Source organism: Bradyrhizobium sp. SZCCHNS1050, assembly GCF_032484785.1.
In the GTDB taxonomy this organism is placed as follows: Bacteria; Pseudomonadota; Alphaproteobacteria; order Rhizobiales; family Xanthobacteraceae; genus Bradyrhizobium.
Genome location: NZ_JAUETR010000001.1, coordinates 2,544,433 through 2,568,201 on the forward strand (window position 1 = coordinate 2,544,433; position 23,769 = coordinate 2,568,201).

A 23,769-nucleotide genomic window follows, 5' to 3' on the forward strand; every position below is an offset into this window, starting at 1 on the left:
GAATTGCGATGACCACGTTCACGATTGATCGACGACGGCTCCTTGCGGGTTTCATGCTGTTGCTGGCCGGCTGCCTGCCCGCGCGGGCGCTGGATTCGCAAACCTTCGATATCCCGCAGCCACCCGGTGTCACCGCGCCGGCGCAGCCGCCCGCACATGGCATGGTGGTGGCGCAGGAGCGGATCGCAGCCGAAGTCGGCCAGCGCATCCTTGCGCTGGGCGGCAACGCGGTCGATGCCGCCGTTGCCACCGGCTTTGCGATGGCCGTCACCTATCCCGTTGCCGGCAACATCGGCGGCGGCGGCTTCATGGTCATCCACATCGCCAGGACCAACGAGGACGTGGCGATCGACTATCGCGAGACCGGTCCCGCCGCGATCACGCGCGACATCTTCCTCGGCGCCGATGGCAAGCCCGACAACGTCAAGTCGCGCGATTCGGCGCTGTCGATCGGCGTCCCCGGATCGGTGGCAGGTCTCGCGCTGGCGCTGGAGAAATACGGCTCGGGCAAGTTCACGCTGGCGCAGGTGCTGCATCCGGCGATCGTGCTGGCGCGCGACGGCATCCCCGTCGCCGACGACGTTGCCGTCACCCTGCCGATGATGGCGCCGCGGCTGGCAAAATGGAAATCATCGGCCGCGATCTTCATCCGTCCCGATGGCACGGTGCTGAGGGAAGGAGACCAGCTGATCCAGCGCGATCTGGCGGCGACGCTCACCGCCATTGCCGAGCAGGGCCCGCGCGGATTTTATGAAGGGCCGGTCGCCGACCAGCTCGCCAAGGCGATCCAGGATGCCGGCGGCATCATGACAGCGGACGATCTCAAGGCCTACCAGCCGGTGCTGCGCACGCCGGTGCGCGGCACCTATCGCGGCTATGACATCGTGTCGATGCCGCTGCCGTCCTCGGGCGGCACCGTGCTGGTCGAGATGCTGAACATCCTCGAGGGCTTTCCGCTCGCTGAGCTGAAGCAGGGCTCGCCCGCCTCGCTGCATCTGCTGATCGAGGCGATGAAGCGCGCCTATGCCGACCGCGCGCGCTATCTCGGCGACCCCGCCTTCGTCGACGCGCCGGTGCGCGCGATGCTTTCGAAGGACTATGCCGCGCGCCAGCGCGCCGGGATCGATCCCGCGCACGCCACCAGCGCCGGCGACGTGCTCAACACCACGCCGCTGCGGGAGGGCAGCAACACCACGCATTTTTCGGTCGTCGACAATGACGGAAATGCCGTCAGCAACACCTACACGCTGAACTTCCCCTATGGCGTCGGCCTCGTCGCCGAGGGCACCGGCGTGCTGCTCAACAACGAGCTCGACGATTTCACCGCCGCGCCCGGCGCCTCGAATGCCTTCGGCCTGGTCGGCTTCGAGGCCAATCTGCCCGGCCCCGGCAAGCGGCCGCTATCGTCGATGTCGCCGACCATCGTGCTGAAGGACGGCAAGCCCGTGCTCGTCACCGGCTCGCCGGGCGGCAGCCGCATCATCTCGACCGTGCTGCAGGTGATCGTCGACGTGCTCGACTATCGGATGGACGTCCGCCAGGCCGTCACCGCGCCTCGCCTGCATCACCAATGGATGCCCGACGAGGTCCGAATCGAGAAGGGTTTTGCCGAGGACGTGCTCGCCGGTCTGCGCGCCCGAGGTCACAAGCTCGAGGAGCCGATGGGACGGACTTCGGCCAACTCCATCCTGGTGACGTCGGATGGATTCGTCGGCGCGCCGGATCCGCGCAGCAAGGGCGCCACCGCAGCCGGGCGCTGAGGCGCCGGTTCCCAGGCGATGTCGGACATCGCGGCCCCGGATGACGATTTGCCGCCGCCCGGCGGGGCCCCGCACCCGCTTCCCTCCGTTGGCGTGGTGACCGAGGCGCGTTAGAAGCATACAAGGGCGCAGCGAGGCTCGCCCGCGAGACGGTGTCGGACGTTCTGGTGCATTTGCGAAGATTCGTGGTCGGTCTGCTGGTGTTTGCGGCCCTGCTGGTGGCGGGGTGGCTCACCTATCGGCCTGACCGGGCGCTGCGCGTCGCGACCAGCGCGGTCGCCGAGATGATCTGCGCCAAGACCTACGTCTCCGGCTTCGATCCGCAAACGGTGTTTGCGGAGACCATGGAACGGCCCGGTCTGCGCCGGCTGCGGGCCGTGATGCGCTACCGGGTGGAGCCGGACATGCGCATGGTGGAGGCGTCGCTGCTCGGCCTGCACGCCACCCGGGCCACGTATCATGACGGTCTCGGTTGCGTGACGCTCCAGGGCCAGAAGCCGCCTTACGTGCCTCACACCGACGTCGCTGCGCTGCGTGCCGCGGCGCCCGCTCCCGCGTTGCCCGACTTCGCGGACAACACGGCGGTGGAGCCCAGCGATCCCGCGCTGAAGGCAGCGCTCGATCACGCCTTCGAGGAGCCGGCCAACCCGCCGTTCCGCCGCACCAAGGCGGTCGTCGTCGTCAAGGACGGTCGCCTGGTCGCGGAGCGCTATGCGCCGAACATCGGCGTCGATACGCCGCTCCTGGGCTTCTCGATGACCAAGACGGTCACCAATGCGCTGCTGGGCATCCTCACCCGGCAGGGCAGACTGAGCCCGTCGGTCCCGGCGCCGGTTGCGGAATGGCGCGAAGCCGGAGATCCGCGCCACGACATCACCATCGAGCAGTTGATGCGCATGACATCAGGTCTGGCGCTGGACGAGACCAATTCCGGCTTCGACCCGTCGAGCCAGATGGATATCCACCGCGACATGGCGGCGTTCGCGGTGCATGCGCCGCTGATCGCGCCGCCCGGCCAGCGCTGGGCCTATTCGAGCGCGAGCACCCAGATCCTGGCACGCATCATCCGCGATGCCGCCGGCGGTCCCGAGCAGGCGATCGAACTCGCGTGGCGCGAGCTGTTCCATCCGCTCGGCATGCGCAGCGCGACGCTGCAGTTCGACGGCACCGGCACGCTGCAAGGTTACGGCAACATGCTGGCGAGCGCGCGCGACTGGGCGAAGCTGGGGCTGCTCTATCTCGGTGACGGCGTCGCCGGGGACAAGCGCATCCTGCCCGAGGGCTGGGTGGCGATGTCGGCGGCCGCGACGCTGGACACCGACTATGGCGCGGGACTGTGGACGAACCGCAGCCAGCATTTTCACGCGCTGGGACGGGCGCGCGCCGGCATCCCGGCCGACGCGTTCTTCGCCTTCGGCCTGCTCGGCCAGCGGCTCGTGATCATGCCGAGCCAGCGCATGGTGGTGGTCCGGCTCGGCGATTCCGTGGATCCGGACGGCGACATCAAAGGCGTCGCCCGGCTCGTGCGCGAGGTGATTGCGGCGACCGCGGCGCCGGCGACGGCCGCCAAATAGCGCTCAGCGGCCGACCTCGTAGGGCCCGCCCTTCTCCAGCGCGATCTTGTAGGCCGGCCGTTCCTCGATGCGGGCGAGGAAATCCATCGCCCGCGGATGGCCCTGCTCCAGGCCGCCGCGCGATGCCGCCGCCTGCAGCGGGAAGCTCATTTGGATGTCGGCCGCGGTGAACGAATCGCCCGCAAACCACTCGCTCTTCTGCAGCTCGCTTTCCCAGAACGCCATGTGCTGCTTCAATTGCGGATTGACCAGCGTGCTCAAGGCCTGGTTCGACACCTTGCGCACGATCGGACGGAGCAGCGCCGGCGCGCGCTTCGGCATGATGTTGAACAGCAGCTTCAGCAGCAGCAGCGGCATCGCCGAGCCCTCGGCGTAGTGCAGCCAGTACGAATAGCGCAGCCGCTCCGGCGTCTTCGGCGGCGGGATCAGCCGTCCCTCGCCATAGGTCTCGATCAGATATTCGACGATCGCGCCGGACTCCGCGACCGTGTTGCCGTCGTCGGTGATCACGGGCGACTTGCCGAGCGGATGGATGGCGCGCAGCTCCTTGGGCGCGCGCATGTCCGGCTGGCGCTCGTAGCGAATGATCTCGTAGGGCACGCCGAGCTCCTCGAGCAGCCAGAGCACGCGTTGCGAGCGGGAATTGTTGAGGTGGTGAACGGTCAGCATGGGGTTCCCAGGGACGGATCGAGTGGCGGGCGCCGTTCCGTAGCAGGACAGGACGGGTTCGGCGAGGCGTCCTCGGCGCTGCAGGCGGCACAATAATTATCCGGGTAATATTGACTTTAATTTCACCCGGGTCTTATTAGGCGCATCACAGGGACCAAGCCATGGACACTTTCACCGCGTTTGCCGGCCAGACCCGGGTCGCCGCCGGGCCGCTGCCCAAGGTGGCGCTGGTGCTGAAACACGCCGCGCCGAACACCGAGCCGATCGTGATCTTCAGCGACCGCACCGGGCAGCCGATCGACCTCGATCTGCGCGGCAGCGACCGGGAGATCCTGGCGCGCCTGCCGGTCGACGCCGGCGCGGTCGCAGACCAGCCGACGAGCGGGCCGCGCGGCCGCGGCCGGCCGAAGCTCGGGGTCGTGGCCCGCGAGGTCACCTTGCTGCCGCAGCACTGGGACTGGCTGAACGCGCAGCCGGGCGGCGCCTCGGTGGCATTGCGCAAGCTGGTCCACGAGGCCCGCCGCGTCAGCGGCGACACCGACCGCGCCCGCGAGGCGCGCGACGCGGCCTATCACTTCATGTCGGGGATCGGTAGCAACCTGCCGCAATTCGAGGAGGCCTCCCGGGCGCTGTTCGCCGGCGATCTCGGCCGCTTCGCCGCGCTGATCGCGGACTGGCCGGCCGACATCCGCGACCATGCGGTGGCGCTCGCAAATCGCCACAGGGCCGATTGAGATCGGCTGATTTCAACAGCCAGCGGGAGCGGCCGTTCGCGGCCGCTCTCATTCCAATTCCTCGCAACGCGACCGTGCTCCGAATGAAGAGCGGTCGACGGAGAACCATGCCGTGTCGCCGCCAACCGCCTCGCTGCGCAAGCCGTTCCTGATGTTCGTCGTTCCGATGATGCTGAGCAACACGCTGCAATCGCTGTTCGGCACCATCAACAATGTCTATCTCGGCCAGATGATCGGCGTCGATGCGCTCGCCGCGGTCTCGGTGTTCTTCCCGGCGATGTTCTTCTTCGTCTCCTTCGTCATGGGCCTCGGCTCGGGCGCCGGCGTTCTGATCGGACAGGCCTGGGGCGCCGGCGAGCCCGCCAAGGTGAAGCAGGTCGCCGGCACGACGCTGACCATTGCGCTGCTGCTCGGCGGCCTGATCGCGGTGCTCGGCGGCCTGTTCAGCCGCGAATTGCTGACCGCGCTCGCCACGCCCGCCAACATCCTCGATGCCGCCGCGGGCTATGCCCGCATCATGATGATCACGATGCCGCTGACCTTCGCCTACATCCTGCTGTCGTCGCAGATGCGCGGCGTCGGCGACACCGTGACGCCGCTGGCCTCGCTCGCCGCGTCGACGACGCTCGGGCTGGTGCTCACCCCGGTGTTCATCCGCGGCTGGCTCGGCGCGCCCGTGCTCGGCGTCGCCAGCGCCGCCTGGGCGTCGGCGATCTCGACCCTGACCACGCTGGCCTGGCTCCACGTCCATCTGCGCCGGCGCAAGCATCCGCTGGCGATCGATGCGGCCTTCCTGCAGGGCATGCTGCCTGATCCGAAGCTGCTGCGGGCGGTGCTGCGGCTCGGCATCCCCGCCGCGATCGGCATGATCGTGATGTCCTTGGCCGAGATGGTGCTGATCGGCCTCGTCAACGGCTTCGGCTCGGACGCGACGGCGGCCTATGGCGCGGTCAACCAGGTGCTGGGCTATGTGCAGTTTCCGGCGCTGTCGATCGCGATCTCGGTCTCGATCTTCGGCGCCCAGGCGATCGGCCGCGGCCAGGCCGAGCAGATCGGCGACATCGTGCGGACGGGCATCGAGATGAACGTGGTGCTGACCGGCGGCCTGGTCGCGATCGGCTATCTGTTCTCACGGGTGCTGATGGGTTTCTTCATCACCGACCCTGCCGTCATCGAGGTGGCGCAGCATTCGCTGCATATCGTGCTGTGGAGCTCCGTGCTGTTCGGCATGTCCATCACGTTCTCGTCGGCGATGCGCGCCTCCGGGACGGTATGGATGCCGTTGGCGATCTCGGCGTTTGCGATCGCCGCGATCGAGGTGCCCGCCGCCACCTGGCTCAGCCGCAGCATCGGGCTCGACGGCGTCTGGCTCGCCTATCCCATCACGTTCGCCGCGATGATGCTGCTGCAGATGAGCTATTATCTCCTGGTATGGCGCAAGCGGACGGTGCGCCGGATGATCTGACGCACCACCGGCGTCTTCCGGCCGCTGGAATATGATGACCGTCATAAAACCCTGGACGGAGCTGCTGCGCTGGACCACAATGTGAAAAACCGAGGAGACCGCCCATGAGCCGTCCTGCGCCAGAATTCATGTTCGACTTCGGCAGTCCCAACGCCTATCTGAGCCATGAGGCGATCCCGGCGATCGTGAAGCGGATCGGCGTCCAGTTCTATTATGTCCCGGTGCTGCTCGGCGGCATCTTCAAGGCGACCAACAACAAGTCGCCCGCCGAGTCGCTCGCCGGCATCAAGAACAAGCGTGAGTTCCACGAGGTCGAGACGCAGCGCTTCCTCAAGCGCTACCACGTGAAGCCCTGGGTCTGGAATCCGTACTTCCCGGTGAATACGCTGAACTTGATGCGCGCGGCCATCGCCGCCCAGCTCGAAGGCGTGTTCGAGGCCTATGTCGACGCGGCGTTCCACCACATGTGGCGCGAGCCGAAGAAGATGGACGATCCCGAGATCGCGATCGCCGCGATCACATCCTCCGGGCTCGACGGGGCCAAGCTGTTCGCCCGCGCCCAGGAGCCCGAGGTCAAGGCGAAGCTCGTGGAGAACACCCAGCGCGCGGTCGAGCGCGGCGCGTTCGGCTCGCCGACCTTTTTCGTCGGCAACGAGATGTTCTTCGGCAAGGAACAGCTGCGCGACGTCGAGGACTACATCCTAGGCAGGTAATCGCCGTCGTCGCGAGCGAAGCGAAGCGATCCAGAGCCACGACGAAGGACTGGATTGCTTCGCTGCTCGCAATGACGCCTCGGGAGAACGGAGAGCAAGCATGCAGCAGCGCAACGCCACCGTCGCGGTCGTCGGGGCCGGCGACTACATCGGCGCCGAGATCGTCAAGAAGTTCGCGTCCGAAGGCTTCACGGTGTTCGCCGGCCGCCGCAATGGCGACAAGCTCGCGCCGCTGGTCGCGGAGGTCGAGAGCGCCGGCGGGCGGATCGTGGCGCGCTCGCTCGATGCCCGCAAGGAGGACGAGACCACCGCCTTCCTCAACGACGCCGACAAGCATGCGCCGCTGGAGGTCGTGATCTTCAATGTCGGCGCCAACGTCAACTTCCCGATCCTCGAGACGACGGACCGCGTGTTCCGCAAGGTCTGGGAGATGGCGTGCTGGGCCGGCTTCGTCACCGGGCGCGAGGCCGCCCGGCTGATGCTGCCGCGCGGCGGCGGCAAGATCTTCTTCACCGGCGCGACCGCCTCGCTGCGCGGCGGCGCCGGCTTCGCCGCCTTCGCCTCCGCCAAGTTCGGCCTCCGCGCGGTGGCGCAGGCGATGGCGCGCGAACTGATGCCGCAGAACATCCATGTCGCCCATCTGATCATCGATTCCGGCGTCGACACCGCCTGGGTGCGCGAGCGCCGCGCCCAGCTCTGGGGCCAGGAGGCGCTGGACAATCCCGACCTGCTGATGCCGCCGTCCTCGGTTGCCGGCGCCTATTGGCAGCTCTACCAGCAGCCGAAGAGCGCCTGGACCTTCGAAATGGAGATCCGGCCGTTTGGCGAGAAGTGGTAGAGGCGAATAGCGAATAGGGAGTAGCGAATAGGGAATGGAGCCTATTCCCATTCGCTACTCGCCATTCGCCACTCGCTTCTGCATGATGCGGCCCGCTCACGGAGGATCCACCCATGCGTATTCTCGTCGTCGGCGCCGGCGCCATCGGCGGCTATTTCGGCGGCCGGCTGCTGCAGTCCGGAGCCGATGTCACATTCCTGGTCCGCCCGCGGCGCGCGGCTGAGCTCGCCAGTGCCGGCCTCGTGATCCGCAGTCCGACCGGTGACGTCACCTTGCCCAATCCGCCGACGGTGCAGGCGGACGGTTTGAAGCAACACTTCGACGTCGTGCTGCTGAGCTGCAAGGCCTTCGATCTCGACGACGCGATCGGCTCGTTTGCACCGGCGGTGGGACCTGACACCGCGATCATTCCGATGCTCAACGGCATGAAGCACCTCGACGTGCTCGACGCCAGGTTCGGGCGCGCGCGCGTGCTCGGCGGGCTCTGCGCCATCGCCGCGACCTTGAACGAACAGCGCGAGGTGGTGCAGCTGCAGCCGATGCAGTCGCTGAGCTTCGGCGAGCGCGACGGCGGATCGTCGGAGCGCGTCCGCGCGATCTTCGAAATTTTCCAGCGCGGCAATTTCAATGCGTCGGCCAGCGAGAACATCATGCAGGACATGTGGGAGAAGTGGGTGTTCCTGTCCTCGCTCGCCGCGTCGACCACCTTGATGCGCGGGCCGGTCGGCGTGATCCTGACCGCGCCGGGCGGCAAGGATTTCCTGCTCGGCATGCTCGACGAATGCAGCGCCACCGCTGCGGCCGCCGGCTACCCTCCGGCCGGCGCCTTCTTCCAGCGTGTCTCCGGCATGCTCACGGCGGAGGGATCACCGATGACCGCCTCGATGTTCCGCGATCTCCGCGCCGGCCTGCCGGTCGAGGCCGATCACGTCATCGGCGATCTCGTCGCCCGCGCCGATGCCGCCAAGGTCCCGGTGCCACGGCTGCGCATATCCTACACCCAGCTGAAGGTGTACGAGGCTCAGCGGCAAAGTTGACCGCAGTGGCCGGATAGTCAGGCGATTTAGGTTGATCAGGCACAGTCCCCGAGGCAAGTACAGGTGTCGTCCCTGCGAACGCAGGGACCCATACTCCGCGGCCGCGGTGAGGCAGGCAACTCGCAGCGAAATCCCTCGATGGACTCCGCGGTATGGGTCCCGGATCGGCGCCCACCAACGCTTCGCGTCGGCAGGCTTGTCCGGGACGACAGCTGTGGGTGTGGCGCGAGACCCCATCCCATCACCAGCAACTACAGATGCGCCAGATAATGCGCGAGCGCCGTGATCTCCTCGTCGCTCAGCGGATAGGCAACATCCGTCATCGCCGCCTGGCTGCCGCCGACGCGCTGGCCGCTCTTATAGTCGTGCAGCGCCTTGACGAGATATTCCTCGCGCTGGCCGGCGAGCCGCGCCACGCCCTTGGTGCCGGCATAGCTGTCGAGATGGCACGAGGCGCAGCGGCGGCCGGCGGCGGCTTGCGCGCCTTTGGCCGACAGATCCGGATCATTGTCGGGCGGCGCCTTGGCCGGCTGCAGCGAGGCGAAATAGGCGCCGAGATTGCGGATATCCTCGTTGGTGAGCTGATCGACGATCGGCTTCATCGCCTCGTTCTTGCGTGTGCCGGCGCGGAAGAACACGAGCTGCCACTGGATGAACTGATCCTGCTGGCCGGCGAGCGAAGGAATGTTCTCGGTCTGCGAGATGCCGTTCTCGCCGTGACAGCCGGCGCAGAGCTCGGCCTTGGCCTTGCCTGCCTCGAGATCGGCCGCGGAGGCCGGACGCGCCGCAAGCACGAGCAAGAGCGTCAGCGCGGCCGCTGCTGCCTGGCACATTCTGGAGGTCCCTGGAGTCATCGCGGGGGTTCTCGCTCCCATCATTGCTATGGCGCGCGGACCGGCCTTCGGTCGATGAGCGGTACCTCGCCCCCGGTCAACGCGCGACTATCAAAATAGTTGGGGCTGCGGCCGCCGTAAGGCAGCGCGCAGCCCCGCTTTCACGACGAGCTCATTTCTTCTCGTAGCTGATGCGATAGATCGCGCCGGCCCAGTCGTCCGCCACCAGGATCGAGCCATCCTTGGCGAGGATGATGTCGTCGGGGCGGCCGAGATAGCCCTGGTCGCCTTCGAGCCAGCCGGAGGCGAACACCTCCTGCTTGGCGTCCTTGCCGTCGGGACCGACGATGACGCGCATGATCCGCGCACCCTGGTACTTGTGCCGGTTCCAGGAGCCGTGCTCGGCGATCAGGATGTTGTTCTTGTACTCCGCCGGGAACTGGTCACCGGTGTAGAACTTCATGCCGAGCGGCGCCACGTGCGCACCGAGGTTCAGCACCGGCGGTGTGAACTCCGAGCACTTGTGGCCCATCGCGAATTTCGGATCCGGCATGTCACCCTGGTGACAATAGGGATAGCCGAAATGCTCGCCGATGCGGGAGATCATGTTGAGCTTGTCGCTCGGCAGATCGTCGCTGACCCAGTCGCGCGCGTTCTCGGTGAACCAGTAGCGGCCGGTGCGCGGATCGACGTCGCCGCCGACGCTGTTGCGCACGCCGAGCGCCCAGATCTCGGCATTGCCGGTGCGCGGATCGACGCGGCGGATCTGCGACACCGACGTCGGCGGAATGCCGATATTGAAGGGCGGTCCGAACGGAATATAGAACCAGCCTTCCTTGTCGACCGCGATGTATTTCCAGCCATGCGCCGCATAGGACGGCATGTCGTCATAGACGACCTTGCCCTGGCCAAGATTGTCGAGATTGGCCTCGGCATTCTCGTATTTGATCAGCTTGTCGACGGCGATGACGTAGAGATTGCCGTCCTGGAAGGCGAGGCCGGTCGGCATGTTCAAGCCCTTGAGGACCGTCTTGACCTCGCGCTTGCCGCCCTTGTCGCTGATCGCATAGACGTTGCCGAGCCCGAACGAGCCGACGAACAGCGTGCCCTTGTCGCCCCACGCCATCTGCCGCGCGGCGAGCACGCCCGACGCCCAGACCTCCATCTTGAAGCCGTCCGGCAGCTTCACTTGCTTGACGATCTTCGCAAGCTCCGCATCGGAGGCACCGGTCGGCGGGCCCGATGGCGGCGCCAGCCCCTTCTGCGCCTCGGTCTCGTCGCCGAGGAACCAGTCGTCCGGCGGATGTGTCCAGAACTCCTTGGTGCCTGATTCGTATTTCTTCAGGCCCTTGCCCTGATCGGATTGCTGCTGCGCGCCGGCGATGCTGGTGCCGGCGAGAAGACTGATTGTTGCAAGCGCAAGAATGCTTCGGTGAAAAGCCGATGTCATCGCTTCACTCCCATGAGGCAGCTCATGTGGCTGCGTCTACTTATCGGAACGTATCTGAAGACGTCCTTTGGCCGACCACGTCGAGTGGTCCTGCGTGAAAATGGTAGCACATCCTGAGCGGGTGAGAAGCGGATTGCTGCCAGGGTCGCGCGAGGCTCAAGAGATGCCGTTCCACTCATCTCATACTGGATCCGCATGCTCACGCTCGCACCTGCGCCGCATCGGCGATTGTCCGCCACGCGGCACGAGCCTGCCGCCATGCGCTGTATTCATATGCTCCGATCGGCCGGACGATTGGCGCGCGCTTGAGCACCCGATAGGATCGGAACAACCGGCTGCGACCGTTCACCGCGCGGCAATGAGATCAAGTCGACAGGATCGATGAATGCCCGAGCGTTTCCCTGTGTCCACGCCAAAGGCCGGTGCCGGCGTTCTGGAGCTGCTGCGACGATTTGCAGCCGATCCGACAGCGGCCACCGCCTATGGTGAAGATTGCCTGAAGAAGACGCAGGCAATCGAACCGCGGCTGAAAGCATTCGAATATCTGCCGCGGGATGTCGCTCCAAAGACCGGCCCGCTCGGTGGAATTCCCGTCGCCATCAAGGATATCATCGCCACCTCGGACATGCCGACCACCAACGGCTCGCCGATCTACCGCGATCACGTGCCGAATGCGGACGCCTGGGTGGTCGAGCGACTGCGCAATCTCGGCGCAACCATCTTCGGCAAGACGGTCTCCACCGAATTCGCCTGGCGTCATCCAGGTCCGACCGTCAATCCATGGAACCCCGAGCACACGCCGGGCGGCTCATCGTCCGGATCGGCCGCGGCCGTTGCGGCCGGCCTGGTCCCGCTCGCGCTGGGCACGCAGACACTCGGCTCGGTGATCCGACCGGCGGCCTTCAACGGCGTCGTCGGCTTCAAGCCGAGCTTCGGCGCGATTCCACGCGTCGGCGTGCATCCCCTCAGCCCGTCGCTCGACCATGTCGGCTTCTTCGCCCGCCGCGTCGACGACGTGGCCTTGGCCCTCTCTCTGCTGGCCGGCACCAGCGCCGATGATCGCCACGGCCGGCCGCTGCCGGGCTTCACCGTCGACATCGACCACGGCCCCACACCGCTCCGCACGCCACGGCTTGCGGTGGTGCGCTTCGCCAAATGGGAGCGCGCCGAGGCCGAGCAGAAGGCGGTGTTCGAATCGGTCGTCGACAAGCTGCGCAGCGCCGGCGCGACGATCGACGAGATCGAACTGAGAGAGCTCGACGCGGTGAACTGGGATGCGATCACCACGATCATGCTCAGCGAGGCGACCACGATCTTCTCCGATCTGATCGCGCGCTATCCCGACCGGGTCAGCGAGGTCATGAAGGGCCACGTCGAGAGCGGGCGAAGCAAGACGGCCATGGAATATCTCGCCGCGAAGGCGGCCCAAGCCCTCAGGCAGAAGGCGCTCGCCGCTGAGCTCGACGGCTTCGACGCAGTGCTCACCTTGCCAGCCTTCGGCGAAGCGCCGCGCGGCCTGGATTGGACCGGAGACGCCGAATATTGCGCCCCTTGGACCTTCGTCGGAGCGCCGGCCATCTCCTTGCCGGCCGGGTTCGGCAACAACGGCCTGCCACTGGGCGTGCAGATCGCCGGCCCCTATCGCAACGACCTCCACGTGCTCCGCGTCGCGAAATGGGCCGAAGCGGTGCTGGCGTTCGATCCCGGCGTGCCGCTCCTGGCGCGCTAATCGCCGCCACGCCCCCCGAGCAAGGATGCCGCCGCGCCACGAGGGCCTCCTCCGACAAGCCCAGTGGCGGGTTTGCGGCCAGCGCTGTAAAACGGTCACATGACAATCACAGACATCGCGAGCAGAACCTATAATCACGGTTGGCGCCTCGATCCGATCGTGCGCAGCCTGCTCGACACCGATTTTTACAAGCTGTTGATGCTGCAGATGATTCGGGAGTTCTACCCGACTCAGCAGGTGACCTTCTCGGTCATCAACCGGACCCGGCGGGTGCGGCTCGGCGACGTCATCGACGAGGGCGAATTGCGCGCCCAGCTCGACCACGCCCGCACCATCCGCTTCGCCAAGAAGGAGCTGATCTGGCTGGCCGGCAACACCTTCTACGGCAAGACCCACATGTTCTCGCCGGAGTTCATCGCCTGGCTCGCCAATTTCCGCCTGCCCGAATACGAGCTGCGCAAGTCCGACGGCCAGTACGAGCTGCATTTCCACGGGCCCTGGACCCACACCACGATGTGGGAAATCCCGGCGCTCGCGATCGTCAACGAGCTGCGCTCGCGCCAGGCCATGAAGGGCCAGGGCCGGTTCGCGCTCGACGTGCTGTTCGCCCGCGCCAAGGCCAAGCTGTGGGCCAAGGTGGAGCGGCTGCGCAAGCTCGAGGGGCTGCGGCTGTCGGATTTCGGCACCCGCCGCCGCCACGGCTTCCTGTGGCAGCGCTGGTGCGTCGAGGCCGTCAAGGAAGGTCTCGGCCCGTCGTTCACCGGCACCTCCAACGTGCTGCTGGCGATGGACAACGACCTCGAGGCGATCGGCACCAACGCCCACGAGCTGCCGATGGTGGCAGCGGCGCTCGCCAAGGACGATGACGAGCTGCGCTTCGCGCCCTATCGCATTCTCGACCAGTGGCGGCAGACCTACGCAGGCAACCTGCTGATCGCGCTGCCCGACGCATTCGGCACCAAGGCCTTCCTGCGCGACGCACCCGACTGGGTCGCCGACTGGACCGGCTTCCGTCCCGACAGCGCGCCTCCGATCCAGGCCGGCGAGGAGATCATCGCCTGGTGGAAATCGAAGGGGCGTGATCCCAAGCAGAAGCTGCTCGTGTTCTCCGACGCGATGGACGTCGAATCGATCGAGCAGATCCATCACCGCTTCTCCGACCAGGTGCGGCTGTCGTTCGGCTGGGGCACCAACCTGACCAACGATTTCGTCGGCTGCTCGCCGGACGGCTCGGTCGACCTCGATCCGATCTCGCTGGTCTGCAAGGTGACGTCGGCAGACGGGCACCCCGCCGTGAAGCTGTCCGACAACCCGGAGAAGGCGACCGGCGATCCCGCCGAGATCGCCCGTTATCTCCGCGTGTTCGGCGATGCCGGCCGGGTGCGCACGCCGGTGGTCGTTTAGGCCGCCGACAGCCCACGGCAATTTCTCTTTCCTGCCACGATTCTTGTTCCTGCTTTGTTCGAAATGCGGTAAAATCGTCGCACGAGCAGATCGGGTGACAGGAGATCGTTGGCATGCGTCGGGTGATCGGCCGAGTTGGACAGCTGCTGTCTGCAACCATCCTTGTCGTCGGCGCGATCCTGATCTCGACCGGGCCCGCTGCCGCCGACAAGCGGGTGGCGCTGGTGATCGGCAACGCCATCCACGAGCACGCACCGCTGCTGGACGAGCCGGCGGCGGATGCCCGGCTGATCGCCGACAGCCTGTCGCGGCTCGGCTTCACCCTGAGCGGCGGTGCCGCGCAGATCGACCTCGACAGGCGAAGCTTCGATCGCGCGCTTGCCGAGTTCAAGGGCCGGATCGCCGACGCCGACGTCGCGCTCATCTATTATGCCGGCTATGGGCTCAACCTGGGCGGCGCCGATTATCTCGTCCCGGTCGACGCGGCGCCGGCGACAGCTGCGGATCTCAAGACCGAGCTGCGCGACCTGACTGCGATTTTGCGCGAGCTGGGCGGATCGAGCCCCCGGCAGAACGTGATCATTCTCGACGCCTTCCGCTCCAATCCGTTCGCCGGGCGCGGCATCGCCGGTCTTGCCGCCGGCCTCGTCCCGGTCGACGTTTCCGCACGGACCGTGATCTCCTTTGCCGCACAGGCCGGGACGGCGGGACAGCGCGGCCCGGACGGTCACGGCGTGTTCGCCGCCGCCCTTGCAGAGGCGCTGCAGCAGCCAGGCCAACGCCTGATCGAGACCTTCAACCAGACCAATGCGGCGGTGGAGCGTGCCACGGGCGGAGCGCAGCAGCCGCTCGTGATGTTCACGTCGATCGACGGCGGCGCTCAACTGAGCGCCGCTGCGGCGAAGCCAGCGCAGCCCGCTGGCCCCGCCGCCGCCCGGAGCAGCGCTCCCGTTTCGAGCCCGACCGCATCGTCCGACGCGGCAGATGCGCGGACGCCCGGACTTGCCGTGCTGTATGATGAGGATCTCTCCGACCCCAAGGGTAAGCGCTATTCCGGCTCGGTCACCTGGCGGACGGAGACGGTCAAGAACGCACAATCGGGACGGCCCACGCCGGTGATCCGTGGCGAGATCGACATTCCCGAGCGCAAACTGAAGGTCAGCCTGCAGTTGCGCCGCAACGACGATCCCAGCCTGCCGGCCAGCCATGTCGCCGAGCTCACATTCAGGCCCGCTGCCGATTTCGTCGGTGGCGGCATCCGCAGCGTCCCAGGAATGCTGATGAAGACGGATGAGAAGTCGCGCGGGACGCCGCTTGCCGGGCTTTCCGTCAAGATCACCGAAGGTTCGTTCCTGGTGGGCTTGTCCAACGTCGAGGCCGATCGCGCGCGCAACGAGGAGCTTCTCGCACGGCGCGAATGGTTCGACATCCCGGTCGTCTATGCGAACCAGCGCCGGGGCATCCTCGCAATCGGCAAAGGTCCCAGTGGAGATCGGGTATTCGCCGACGTGCTCGCGGCCTGGGACAAATCCCCGCCGACAAAATGATGAGGCACGAGACGAAGGAACAACGGAGCGAAATTTTTGGAGCGGGCGAAGGGGTTCGAACCCTCGACCCCGACCTTGGCAAGGTCGTGCTCTACCACTGAGCTACACCCGCATCCGTGACGCCTTGGCGGCGTGGCCGCCAGCGACGGGCAGACCTATGCCAAATGCCGCGGACGAATGCAACAGGTCTGCGACAGGTTTCGTACGCCGGCGACGTTCAAATTTTAGCGGCCGGGACCGGCCGAACCGGGCTGAGACCTGCCCATCACCGGACCGCGATGGGCGCTGATTGAAATTTCCAGCTGGACCGCCACTTAAAGTGAAAGAAAACGTGTATTGAGGCGCGGCGGCGGCCGGTTCCCGGTCGCCGTTCATCGGAATTTTTCGGACGAGGGACCCCGTGACCATTGTTGAGCAGGGCGGCGGACCGGCGCCGCAGGTGCCGGATCTGATCAAGGACACCACGACGCAGAGCTTCGTGAAGGACGTCATCGAGGAATCGAAGCGGCAGCCGGTCCTCATCGACTTCTGGGCGCCGTGGTGCGGACCGTGCAAGCAGCTGACGCCCATCCTGGAAAAAGCCGTCAAGGCCGCCAAGGGCAAGGTCAAGCTGGTCAAGATGAACATCGACGAGCATCCGGCCATCCCTGGCCAGATGGGCATCCAGTCGATTCCGGCTGTGATCGCGTTCGTCGGCGGACGGCCCGCCGATGGGTTCATGGGTGCCGTGCCCGAGAGCCAGGTCGCCGCTTTCATCGAAAAGATCACCAAGGGCGTTCCCGGCGCCGGCGAGCCCGACATCGCCGAAATCCTCAAGGAAGCCGAAGCGGTTCTCGCTGAAGGCGATGCGGCCGGCGCGGCCGAGATCTATGCCGAGGTGCTCGCGATCGATGCCGCCAACATCCCCGCGATCGCCGGGCTTGCGAAGTGCCAGGTCGAGCTCGGCGCGATCGACGAGGCCAAGCAGACGCTTGCGATGGTCCCGGACGCCAAGCGTAGCGATTCCGCGGTCTCCGCCGTGCAGGCCGCGATCGATCTGGCAGAGCAGGCCCAGTCGCTCGGGCCGGTCGGCGAACTCGAACAGAAGGTCGCCGCCAATCCGCTCGACCACCAGGCACGTTTTGACCTGGCGACCGCACTGAACGCCGCGGGCAAGCGGAAGGAAGCCACCGACCAGTTGCTCGAGATCGTGAAGCGTGACCGCAAATGGAACGAAGACGGCGCGCGCAAGCAGCTCGTGCAGTTCTTCGAAGCCTGGGGCGGCGCCGACGAGGCCACCATCGAGGGCCGCAAGCGGCTGTCGACGATCCTGTTTTCGTAACCCGGCTGGACGGGACGCGCGCTCGTTCCAGCGGACACGAGGTATCGCATGCCGATCAATGCCGAATATCGCGGTCCCGCCGAGCTGCCGGAGATCGTTCCGGTGTTTCCGTTGGCGGGAGCCTTGCTGCTGCCGCGCGGCCAAATGCCGCTCAACATCTTCGAGCCGCGTTATCTCGCGATGGTCGACGATGCGCTTCGTGACGGCCATCGGCTCATCGGTATGATCCAGCCCGACGTCACGCACTCCTCCAGCGAGGAGCGCCCGGTGCTATTCAAGGTCGGCTGCGTCGGCCGGATCACGCAGCTCGCCGAGTCCGGCGATGGCCGCTACATCCTTGAGCTCACCGGCGTGTCCCGTTTCAAGGTGGTCGAGGAAATGACGGTGCTCACGCCCTATCGGCAGTGCAAGGTCGATTATTTCCCGTTCGTCGATGATTTCACGGCGCGCAAGGGTGAAGACGCGGTGGACCGCGAAGCGCTGCTCGCGGTTCTCACCGACTTCCTCAAGGCGAACAATCTCAAGGTCGACTGGGCCGGCATCGAAGCGGCGCCGAACGAAGCGCTCGTGAACGCGCTGGCGATGATGTCGCCCTATGGTCCGGCGGAGAAGCAGGCGATGCTCGAGGCGCCGGACCTGAAGACCCGCGCCGAAATCCTCATCGCCGTGACCGAGATGGATCTCGCCAAGAAGCGGACCTCGGGCGATCCGCCGCTGCAATGATCACTCGGCGGGAGCCGCGCGCGGCGCTGGCGGGGCCGCCGTCAGGCGCATCAGTGCGATGGTGGTGACGATCACCCCGATGTAGACTGCGAGCTGCATCGCGGTAGGCTGATCCGTATAGCCGATCAGAGCCTTGAGCGTCCGCCCGGCGACGCCACGCTCGGGCAGAACCGCGCTCGAATCCCACACCACATGGTCGAACGTTGTCAGCCAGTTGGCGCGGGCGAGAAAGAACACCGCCTGCGCGGCCATTCCCGCCGACAGCAGGGTGATCAGCACGGTGGTGGTCTTGAACAGCGCGCGCGGCGGGATGCGCATCAGGCCGAGATAGGTCGCGAGACAGACGGCAACGCCGAGCAGCAGGCCAAGGACGCCGCCACCGAGTAACGCCCGCCCGCTGCCGTCGCCGGAGGCCGCCACCCCATAGAGAAACAGCGCGACCTCGCTGCCCTCGCGCAACACGGCGATGGCGATCACGGTCGCCAGCGCGACCAGCGGCTTGGCGCCTTCGGCCACCGCTTGGCCCATCGTCCGCAGCTCGGTGCTCATCTCGCGGCCGTGCCGGGCCATCCAGACATTGTGCCAGGTCAGCATGATCACGGCAGCCGACAGGATCCCCGCATTGAACAATTCCTGCCCCATGCCTTCAAATAGCTGCGTCAACGTTCCCGCGAACGCCGCGACGATGCATGCGCCGACCAGGCCGGCAAACAGCCCTGCGCCGATCCAGCGCAGGCGATGCGGAACCGCGCTGGTGACGGCAAGCACGATACCGACGATCAGGCCGGCTTCGAACACTTCGCGGAAGACGATGATCAGGGCGGCGAGCATGGGATCTGGACCTATTGGACGTTGACGAAGCCGCGGGCCTTTTCGTTGAAGTCGTTATAGAACTCGTAGCGCCCGGACTTCATGGCGCGGACGTTGAGCACCGCCTCGCTGTTGGCCGCGATCACCTTCTCGACCTTCAAGGTCTCGCTCTCGAACTCGATGGCCTTGCCCTCCATGTTCCGGACGCGGATGGTCAGCGGCGCGTCCGCGGGAACGGTCGGCTCCTTGGGCTCGAATTGACCGTTGGCATAGGTGAGGCAGATCTCGCTCGATCCCCCGGCGTGCGCCTGCGCTGCCATCAACAGCATGCCGACGCTTCCACCTACGACGACCAACTTCCGCACCACGTCGACCAACATCGATCCGTCCCCTCTCCTATCCAGACAAGCAAATCGGAGAACGGTTGTGCGCCCGGATCGATGTCGACGCCGGGCACCCGTTCGCGACGACGAACAGCTAAGCGGCTCGTCGCCGTGTCTGCAAAGAGACTCCTTCTAAGTTGGAACCATTCTTGGCGAATGTGTCGTGGCAGTGGCCTCGCGGTGAACGGAGTGCGGCCGAACAGCAGTTGAGGCGACGCGGCGGTTACGGAGCGTCGCGATGCCTTCCTCTCGCCGGGTACGTGGCGGCGCTGCGGTGGACCGGGATTCGCCGCGTCAGTAGCCGGCGATGGCGAGACTGACTACGCCGGCGAGCATGACCCAGCCGAAATGCCGCCCGCGCGTCGCGAGCGCATTGGCGCCTGCGGCGAAAGCGAACACGACGATGACCGTGGTCACCGTCCAATGCCGCGCCGACTCCGACGCCATTTGCGGGGCGACGGCGAGCAGCACGCCACAGCCGATCCACGCCACCGTGCCAGTCTGCCAGACCAGCCGCAGCAGGGTTCGCAGCCGCTCCGGCGAGATGGTGGCACGCGCGAAAACCGTCGTCTCGCCGAGCACGCCGTGGATCACGGCGACGGTGATCGCCATCAGCCCCGCGGTCACGAGCAGCGCATCGCGCATGGCACGCCTCCATACAGTTATGTATGGACAATGCACGAAGCCCTGGCGGTCGTCAATACAGCTGTGTATGGTCGTCTCATGGTGACGACATGACCGATCAGCTCTCGGCCGACGATTGGCTGACACAGGGATTGAAGGTGCTGGCCAGCCGGGGCTTCACCGCGCTGAAGGCGGAGCCGCTGGCGAAAGCCTTGGGCGTGTCGCGCGGCAGCTTCTACTGGCATTTCGCCGATGTGGCCGGGTTTCACGCGGCCCTCCTCAAGAAGTGGCGGGAGATTGCGGCCGAGCAGATCATCACCGGGGTGGAGGCGAACGCCGGCGACCAGCCGGCCATTGCCGTGCTCCTCCGCCGCGCGTTCAACGTCAAGCTCACCCTGGAGCGCGCCGTGCGCAACTGGGCCGGATCCGACCCCGCCGCGCGGCAGGCTGTCCAAGCCATCGACAGGCGCCGGCTGGGCTATGTCGAGAGCCTGCTTGCAGCCGAGGGACTAGTGCCGGCGATCGCGCGCGCACGCGCCCAGGTGCTGTACTGGACCTTCCTCGGCCACGCGCTGTCGGATCGGCCGTTGCCGGCCGAGCAACTGGACGCGGTCATCGACGAGCTGATCCGGATCGCCCGGCACATGCCTTGAAGCACGACAAGCGAGCGGACGTTATGCTACAGAGGCGCCCGCCGGAGACCCTTGCCATGAACGCCCCGCTCGAACGCCCCGCCAATTCCGTCGATCCCAAGCTGCTCGAGATCCTGGTCTGCCCGATGACCAAGGGCCCGCTGGAATACGACGCGGCGAAACAGGAGCTGGTCTCGCGGTCGGCGAAGCTCGCCTACCCGATCCGCGATGGCATCCCGATCATGCTGCCCGAGGAAGCGCGGAAGATCGACTGACCGATGCGGCCCGTCGTGATCCGCTGTGCGCTCGCCGTGGCGCTGATGGCCCTCGCTTCGGGGGTCTCGGCCGAGGAGAGCGCCGTCCGCATTGGCGCACTCGACGCCGTCCTGACGACGCCAGCGGGTGTCGAGCGCCCGCCGGTGGCGCTGCTGATCGCCGGCTCCGGGTCGACGGACCGGGATGGCAATGGGCCGCAGCTCAAGCCGGCGACCTTGAAGAAGCTCGCCGAGCAGCTCGCCACCCAAGGCATCGCCAGCCTGCGCTACGACAAGCGCGGCGCACGCGGCTGGAAGGCGGAGTTCGGCAAGCCGGAGGACTTCCGCTTCAAGGACTACGTCGACGACGCCGCCGCGCTGGTCGACTTCCTGCGCGGCAAGTTCGCCCGCATCGTTCTCGTCGGCCACAGCGAGGGCGGCCTGGTCGCCATCCTCACCGCCCGCCGCACCCCGGTCGACCGCCTCGTGCTGCTCACCACATCGGCGCGGCGGCAGGGCGACCTGTTGAAGGCGCAGCTCGAGAAGAAGCTGCCGGCCGCGAAGATGGAGCCGGTCGCCAACGCGATCGACGCCATCATGGCCGGGCAGGTCGTGGACCCGCCACCGCCCGAGCTGCCGGTCGCACCGAGCATGCAGCCCAGCATCGGCTCCGCCTTTGCCGAGGACCCGATCGATCCACTGAAGCAGCTCACGATCCCGATTCTGATCGTCGGCGGCGCCCGCGACCACCAGATCGCACGCCTCGACATGGTCGCGCTCGCCGCCGCCGCACCGGCCGCCAAGTCGCTGTGGCTGCCGGAGATGAACCACGTCCTGGTCGACGTCGCCAACGAGGACGAGAACCTCGCCTCCTACAACGACCCCGACCGTCCGCTCGACCCCGACATGGTCGAGGCCGTCGCCGGCTTCATCGCCGCCGCAGGCCCGCGCTGAGCTCTTTGTTCGAGCATGATCTTTTCGGAAAACCGGTCTCCAGTTTCCGGATCATGCTCTACAGCGCCTCACCCTTCAGCAGCCGTGGCATCTCTCCGGTGAGGCCCGCGGCCTGCTTGATGAACAGCTCCTTCAACGGCGGCGCGCGATCGACGATGCCAAGGCCGATGTCGCGCACGGCCCGCAGCAGCGTCGACTTGTTCGAGAACAGGAAGTTCAGCGAATTGGTGGCAACGCCCATCGCCATCGTGTCGAAGCGGCGCCAGCGCTGGTAGCGTTCGAGGACATCGACCTGCCCCGGATCGATCCCCATTCTTGCCGCATCGACCACGACCTCGGCCAGTGCGGCGACGTCCTTCAGCCCCATGTTGAGCCCCTGCCCCGCGATGGGATGGATCACATGGGCGGCGTCGCCGACCAGCGCCAGCCGCGGCGCGATGAACGAGCGGGCGACGAAGTAGGACAGCGGAAAAGCGCGCGGCTGGTCGAGCACCTTCAACTCGCCGAGATGCAGACCGGCCCGCTTCTCCAGCTCGGCATGGAATTCATCCGCGCTGAGCGCGACGAGGCGCTTCGCCTCGGCGCGCCGCTCGGTCCAAACCAGCGAGGAGCGCTTGCCGGTCAGCGGCAAGATCGCGAATGGTCCGGGCGGAAGAAAATGCTCCTCGGCGCGGCCGCCATGGTCGCGCTCATGACCGATGGTCGCGACGATGCCGGACTGGTCATAGTCCCAGCCATGGGTCTGGATGCCCGCGCGCTCGCGCAGCTTCGAACGCGCGCCGTCAGCGGCCACCAGCAGGCTCGCCTCGAGCTGGCTGCCGTCGCCCAGAGTCACCGCGATGCCGTCGGCCCGCGTCACGAAGCCGGTCACCGGCATCGCCTTGAGCTCGACGCCTGCGGCCTCCGCATGCCGCACCAGCGCATCGATCAAGAGCCGGTTCTCGACCATGTGCGCGAACGGCTCGCCGGCCTCGACCTGGCCCGCAAACGTCAGGAACGACGGGCGGGTCGCGTCCTCGAGCTTGGAATCGGTAATGACCATGTCGAGGATCGGCTGCGCCTGCGGCGCCACGTCCGCCCAGACCCCGATCGCATCGAACAGCTTGCGGCACGCCGCGACGATGGCGCTGGCGCGTGGATCGCGGCTCGGCCGGTTGGCGAGCGCCGGATCGGCCACGATCACCGGCACTTCGGGACCGAGCCCCTGCCGAAGCGCGAGCGCGAGCGCCAGGCCGGCAAAGGCCCCGCCACAAATGACAATGCTTCGCTGTGTCGTCATGCCACCCTGCTCACAGTTACTCTTGCGGGAGGATTATAGCTGGGCGAAACAGGGGCGTGAACCAAGGGCTGCCACCCGAGGCCATCAATTCCGGATGCCTGATCCCGCGAGAACGGGACCGGAGCGGCCGGCCGAGCCAGCGAAAGCACCGCGCCATGTCCAAGGGACTGATCGACCTGATCTCGATCCTCGATCTCGAGCCGATCGAGGTGAACCTGTTCCGCGGCAACAGCCCGAAGACGAGCTGGCAGCGCGTGTTCGGCGGCCAGGTGATCGGCCAGGCAATGATGGCGGCGTGCCGCACCGTCGAGGGCCGGCTGCCGCATTCGCTGCACTGCTACTTCATCCTGCCCGGCGACCCGCAGGTGCCGATCATCTACCAGGTCGAGCGTCTGCGCGACGGCAAGAGCTATGCGACGCGGCGCGTCACCGCGATCCAGCACGGCAATGCGATCTTCTCGATCATGGTGTCGTTCCACAGCGACGAGGAGAGCGCGTTCAACCACCAGGACAAGATGCCGGACGTGCCGCCGCCGGAGAAGCTGACGGCGGAGGAGATCTCCAAGCAGCCGATGTTTCAGGAGGTCTTCCAAAGGATGCCGGACTTCATCCGCCGCTACTACGAATCCGACCGGCCGATCGAGCTGCGCCCCGTCGAACTGAACCGGTACTTCGGCCAGAAGATCGAGGATGGCCGCATCAACGTCTGGATCAAGACGGCGGCGAAGCTGCCCGATGATCCGGCGCTGCACATGTGCGCGCTGGCCTATGCGTCGGACTTCTCACTGCTCGACGCGGTCATGGCGCGCTATGGCCGCACCTTGTTCGACAAGCGCATGATGCCGGCCTCGCTGGATCATGCGATGTGGTTTCACCGGCCGTTCCGCGCCGACGAATGGCTGCTCTATGCGCAGGATTCGCCGAGCGCGCAGGGCGGCCGCGGGCTCACCCGCGGCTCGATCTTCAAGCCCGACGGCACGCTGGTCGCCTCCGTCGCGCAGGAGGGCTCGATCCGCGAGCGCCGCGCCTAGCCGCA

At 66.6% G+C, this 23,769-nt stretch carries 23 protein-coding genes and 1 tRNA gene; 16 read left to right on the forward strand and 8 right to left on the reverse strand.

All coding sequences use genetic code 11. The features are described from left to right. The first annotated feature begins 8 nt into the window (after window positions 1-8). Both ggt and QX094_RS11550 read left to right on the forward strand, forming a co-directional pair. Window positions 9-1,760, forward strand: a complete 1,752-nt coding sequence (ggt, locus tag QX094_RS11545) for a gamma-glutamyltransferase (protein ID WP_410052954.1) — start codon at window positions 9-11, stop codon at window positions 1,758-1,760. 167 nt (window positions 1,761-1,927) lie between these two features. Further along, window positions 1,928-3,334 carry a serine hydrolase gene (locus tag QX094_RS11550; protein ID WP_316187933.1) on the forward strand — a complete coding sequence of 469 codons (1,407 nt, stop codon included), beginning with the start codon at window positions 1,928-1,930 and terminating at the stop codon, window positions 3,332-3,334. Window positions 3,335-3,337: 3 nt separating this feature from the next. Here QX094_RS11550 and QX094_RS11555 read toward each other — a convergent pair whose 3' ends face one another. Then, complete coding sequence (locus QX094_RS11555; RefSeq protein ID WP_316187934.1) at window positions 3,338-4,003, reverse strand: glutathione S-transferase; 666 nt, start codon at window positions 4,001-4,003, stop codon at window positions 3,338-3,340. Window positions 4,004-4,164: 161 nt separating this feature from the next. Between QX094_RS11555 and QX094_RS11560 the strand changes: the two genes are divergently transcribed. The 5 genes from QX094_RS11560 (at window position 4,165) to panE (ending at window position 8,790) form a co-directional block, all read left to right on the forward strand. Further along, window positions 4,165-4,737, forward strand: coding sequence for a DUF2239 family protein (locus QX094_RS11560; RefSeq protein WP_316187935.1), 573 nt, complete (start codon window positions 4,165-4,167; stop codon window positions 4,735-4,737). A 151-nt stretch (window positions 4,738-4,888) separates the two neighbouring features. After that, complete coding sequence (locus QX094_RS11565) at window positions 4,889-6,202, forward strand: MATE family efflux transporter (protein ID WP_315716177.1); 1,314 nt, start codon at window positions 4,889-4,891, stop codon at window positions 6,200-6,202. 104 nt (window positions 6,203-6,306) lie between these two features. Next, the gene (locus tag QX094_RS11570; protein WP_316187936.1) at window positions 6,307-6,915 is read left to right on the forward strand and encodes a 2-hydroxychromene-2-carboxylate isomerase; all 609 of its coding nucleotides are present in this window, start codon (window positions 6,307-6,309) and stop codon (window positions 6,913-6,915) included. 100 nt (window positions 6,916-7,015) lie between these two features. After that, window positions 7,016-7,753, forward strand: a complete 738-nt coding sequence (locus QX094_RS11575) for an SDR family NAD(P)-dependent oxidoreductase (RefSeq protein ID WP_316173096.1) — start codon at window positions 7,016-7,018, stop codon at window positions 7,751-7,753. 113 nt (window positions 7,754-7,866) lie between these two features. Next, window positions 7,867-8,790: a 2-dehydropantoate 2-reductase gene (gene panE, locus QX094_RS11580; protein WP_316187937.1), complete on the forward strand. Its 924-nt coding sequence runs from the start codon at window positions 7,867-7,869 to the stop codon at window positions 8,788-8,790. A 251-nt stretch (window positions 8,791-9,041) separates the two neighbouring features. Here panE and QX094_RS11585 read toward each other — a convergent pair whose 3' ends face one another. Together QX094_RS11585 and QX094_RS11590 are read right to left on the reverse strand one after the other, a co-directional pair. Continuing rightward, window positions 9,042-9,623, reverse strand: coding sequence for a c-type cytochrome (locus QX094_RS11585; protein ID WP_315715861.1), 582 nt, complete (start codon window positions 9,621-9,623; stop codon window positions 9,042-9,044). Between the two features lie 172 nt (window positions 9,624-9,795). Further along, entirely contained in the window at window positions 9,796-11,073 is a 1,278-nt protein-coding gene (locus QX094_RS11590) for a PQQ-dependent sugar dehydrogenase (RefSeq protein WP_315750582.1), read from the reverse strand. 385 nt (window positions 11,074-11,458) lie between these two features. Here QX094_RS11590 and QX094_RS11595 point away from each other — a divergent pair, with 385 nt between their 5' ends. From QX094_RS11595 to QX094_RS11605, 3 genes are all read left to right on the forward strand, one after another. Beyond that, the gene (locus QX094_RS11595; RefSeq protein WP_316187938.1) at window positions 11,459-12,802 is read left to right on the forward strand and encodes an amidase; all 1,344 of its coding nucleotides are present in this window, start codon (window positions 11,459-11,461) and stop codon (window positions 12,800-12,802) included. Window positions 12,803-12,901: 99 nt separating this feature from the next. Continuing rightward, window positions 12,902-14,206 (forward strand): nicotinate phosphoribosyltransferase, encoded by a 1,305-nt coding sequence (pncB, locus tag QX094_RS11600; RefSeq protein ID WP_315750580.1) that lies wholly within the window; start codon window positions 12,902-12,904, stop codon window positions 14,204-14,206. A gap of 113 nt (window positions 14,207-14,319) precedes the next feature. Next, window positions 14,320-15,753 (forward strand): caspase domain-containing protein, encoded by a 1,434-nt coding sequence (locus QX094_RS11605; protein ID WP_316173415.1) that lies wholly within the window; start codon window positions 14,320-14,322, stop codon window positions 15,751-15,753. Window positions 15,754-15,790: 37 nt separating this feature from the next. On the opposite strand, the gene QX094_RS11610 is transcribed toward QX094_RS11605, so the two are convergent. Beyond that, window positions 15,791-15,865 (reverse strand) — tRNA-Gly (locus QX094_RS11610). Between the two features lie 288 nt (window positions 15,866-16,153). Between QX094_RS11610 and trxA the strand changes: the two genes are divergently transcribed. Together trxA and QX094_RS11620 are read left to right on the forward strand one after the other, a co-directional pair. Continuing rightward, entirely contained in the window at window positions 16,154-17,074 is a 921-nt protein-coding gene (gene trxA / locus QX094_RS11615) for a thioredoxin (RefSeq protein ID WP_316169969.1), read from the forward strand. A gap of 48 nt (window positions 17,075-17,122) precedes the next feature. Continuing rightward, window positions 17,123-17,797 carry an LON peptidase substrate-binding domain-containing protein gene (locus tag QX094_RS11620; protein ID WP_315715855.1) on the forward strand — a complete coding sequence of 225 codons (675 nt, stop codon included), beginning with the start codon at window positions 17,123-17,125 and terminating at the stop codon, window positions 17,795-17,797. On the opposite strand, the gene QX094_RS11625 is transcribed toward QX094_RS11620, so the two are convergent. The 3 genes from QX094_RS11625 to QX094_RS11635 all read right to left on the reverse strand — a co-directional run bounded on the left by QX094_RS11625 (window position 17,798) and on the right by QX094_RS11635 (window position 19,635). Then, window positions 17,798-18,628 carry an FTR1 family protein gene (locus tag QX094_RS11625; RefSeq protein ID WP_315715854.1) on the reverse strand — a complete coding sequence of 277 codons (831 nt, stop codon included), beginning with the start codon at window positions 18,626-18,628 and terminating at the stop codon, window positions 17,798-17,800. Between the two features lie 11 nt (window positions 18,629-18,639). Next, a complete protein-coding gene (locus QX094_RS11630; protein ID WP_315715853.1) occupies window positions 18,640-18,936 on the reverse strand; it encodes a cupredoxin domain-containing protein in 297 nt (98 codons plus the stop codon). Window positions 18,937-19,284: 348 nt separating this feature from the next. Next, window positions 19,285-19,635 carry a hypothetical protein gene (locus QX094_RS11635; protein WP_315715852.1) on the reverse strand — a complete coding sequence of 117 codons (351 nt, stop codon included), beginning with the start codon at window positions 19,633-19,635 and terminating at the stop codon, window positions 19,285-19,287. Window positions 19,636-19,724: 89 nt separating this feature from the next. Here QX094_RS11635 and QX094_RS11640 point away from each other — a divergent pair, with 89 nt between their 5' ends. The 3 genes from QX094_RS11640 to QX094_RS11650 are packed head-to-tail and all read left to right on the forward strand — an operon-like array spanning window position 19,725 to window position 21,454. Continuing rightward, window positions 19,725-20,267 (forward strand): TetR/AcrR family transcriptional regulator, encoded by a 543-nt coding sequence (locus QX094_RS11640; protein WP_315715851.1) that lies wholly within the window; start codon window positions 19,725-19,727, stop codon window positions 20,265-20,267. A 56-nt stretch (window positions 20,268-20,323) separates the two neighbouring features. After that, window positions 20,324-20,521 carry a Trm112 family protein gene (locus QX094_RS11645; protein ID WP_006613415.1) on the forward strand — a complete coding sequence of 66 codons (198 nt, stop codon included), beginning with the start codon at window positions 20,324-20,326 and terminating at the stop codon, window positions 20,519-20,521. Between the two features lie 3 nt (window positions 20,522-20,524). Then, the gene (locus QX094_RS11650; RefSeq protein ID WP_315715850.1) at window positions 20,525-21,454 is read left to right on the forward strand and encodes an alpha/beta hydrolase; all 930 of its coding nucleotides are present in this window, start codon (window positions 20,525-20,527) and stop codon (window positions 21,452-21,454) included. Between the two features lie 58 nt (window positions 21,455-21,512). On the opposite strand, the gene QX094_RS11655 is transcribed toward QX094_RS11650, so the two are convergent. Further along, window positions 21,513-22,733: a ubiquinone biosynthesis hydroxylase gene (locus tag QX094_RS11655; RefSeq protein WP_315715849.1), complete on the reverse strand. Its 1,221-nt coding sequence runs from the start codon at window positions 22,731-22,733 to the stop codon at window positions 21,513-21,515. Window positions 22,734-22,888: 155 nt separating this feature from the next. Between QX094_RS11655 and tesB the strand changes: the two genes are divergently transcribed. After that, window positions 22,889-23,764, forward strand: a complete 876-nt coding sequence (gene tesB / locus QX094_RS11660) for an acyl-CoA thioesterase II (protein WP_315715848.1) — start codon at window positions 22,889-22,891, stop codon at window positions 23,762-23,764. The last annotated feature ends 5 nt before the right edge of the window (window positions 23,765-23,769 follow it).

Bases quoted from the DNA above. Each gene is read 5' to 3' on its own strand.
- pncB (WP_315750580.1), top strand. From the start codon at position 12,902: ATGACAATCACAGACATCGCGAGCAGAACCTATAATCACGGTTGGCGC.
- panE (WP_316187937.1), top strand. From the start codon at position 7,867: ATGCGTATTCTCGTCGTCGGCGCCGGCGCCATCGGCGGCTATTTCGGC.
- QX094_RS11630 (WP_315715853.1), bottom strand. From the start codon at position 18,936: ATGCTGTTGATGGCAGCGCAGGCGCACGCCGGGGGATCGAGCGAGATC.
- QX094_RS11625 (WP_315715854.1), bottom strand. From the start codon at position 18,628: ATGCTCGCCGCCCTGATCATCGTCTTCCGCGAAGTGTTCGAAGCCGGC.
- QX094_RS11620 (WP_315715855.1), top strand. From the start codon at position 17,123: ATGCCGATCAATGCCGAATATCGCGGTCCCGCCGAGCTGCCGGAGATC.
- tesB (WP_315715848.1), top strand. From the start codon at position 22,889: ATGTCCAAGGGACTGATCGACCTGATCTCGATCCTCGATCTCGAGCCG.
- QX094_RS11650 (WP_315715850.1), top strand. From the start codon at position 20,525: ATGCGGCCCGTCGTGATCCGCTGTGCGCTCGCCGTGGCGCTGATGGCC.
- QX094_RS11595 (WP_316187938.1), top strand. From the start codon at position 11,459: ATGCCCGAGCGTTTCCCTGTGTCCACGCCAAAGGCCGGTGCCGGCGTT.
- QX094_RS11570 (WP_316187936.1), top strand. From the start codon at position 6,307: ATGAGCCGTCCTGCGCCAGAATTCATGTTCGACTTCGGCAGTCCCAAC.
- QX094_RS11555 (WP_316187934.1), bottom strand. From the start codon at position 4,003: ATGCTGACCGTTCACCACCTCAACAATTCCCGCTCGCAACGCGTGCTC.
- QX094_RS11565 (WP_315716177.1), top strand. From the start codon at position 4,889: ATGTTCGTCGTTCCGATGATGCTGAGCAACACGCTGCAATCGCTGTTC.
- ggt (WP_410052954.1), top strand. From the start codon at position 9: ATGACCACGTTCACGATTGATCGACGACGGCTCCTTGCGGGTTTCATG.
- QX094_RS11605 (WP_316173415.1), top strand. From the start codon at position 14,320: ATGCGTCGGGTGATCGGCCGAGTTGGACAGCTGCTGTCTGCAACCATC.
- QX094_RS11585 (WP_315715861.1), bottom strand. From the start codon at position 9,623: ATGTGCCAGGCAGCAGCGGCCGCGCTGACGCTCTTGCTCGTGCTTGCG.
- QX094_RS11635 (WP_315715852.1), bottom strand. From the start codon at position 19,635: ATGCGCGATGCGCTGCTCGTGACCGCGGGGCTGATGGCGATCACCGTC.
- QX094_RS11590 (WP_315750582.1), bottom strand. From the start codon at position 11,073: ATGACATCGGCTTTTCACCGAAGCATTCTTGCGCTTGCAACAATCAGT.
- QX094_RS11560 (WP_316187935.1), top strand. From the start codon at position 4,165: ATGGACACTTTCACCGCGTTTGCCGGCCAGACCCGGGTCGCCGCCGGG.
- QX094_RS11645 (WP_006613415.1), top strand. From the start codon at position 20,324: ATGAACGCCCCGCTCGAACGCCCCGCCAATTCCGTCGATCCCAAGCTG.
- QX094_RS11655 (WP_315715849.1), bottom strand. From the start codon at position 22,733: ATGACGACACAGCGAAGCATTGTCATTTGTGGCGGGGCCTTTGCCGGC.
- QX094_RS11575 (WP_316173096.1), top strand. From the start codon at position 7,016: ATGCAGCAGCGCAACGCCACCGTCGCGGTCGTCGGGGCCGGCGACTAC.
- QX094_RS11640 (WP_315715851.1), top strand. From the start codon at position 19,725: ATGACCGATCAGCTCTCGGCCGACGATTGGCTGACACAGGGATTGAAG.